The sequence below is a fragment of the Bradyrhizobium sp. Ken01 genome (genome assembly GCF_055807355.1).
Genome location: NZ_JBVVPC010000321.1, coordinates 1 through 231, shown reverse-complemented (window position 1 = coordinate 231; position 231 = coordinate 1). Strand labels below are relative to the sequence as shown.

Below are 231 nucleotides of genomic sequence, written 5' to 3'. Positions count from 1 at the left end.
AGCAACGGCCGGTAGATTTCGATTCGGTCACGGTAAGCACTTGGCCACGCTCCCCCAGGCGTCGCAATAACTGGCCGACAATCTCGGCCGTCGGGCCGCCAATGCCAACGTCCACTTCATCAAAGACCAGTGTCGGCACCCGCGAGGTTTGTGCGGTGATCACCTGGATTGCCAGACTGATCCGTGACAGCTCGCCGCCGGAGGCGACTTTTGCCAAAGCTTTGAGCGGCT

At 60.6% G+C, this 231-nt stretch carries 1 pseudogene; it reads right to left on the bottom strand.

What is annotated here, in order from left to right:
• Positions 1-231: pseudogene (locus tag AC0L3S_RS39810) on the bottom strand (DNA repair protein RecN); the annotation flags it as partial.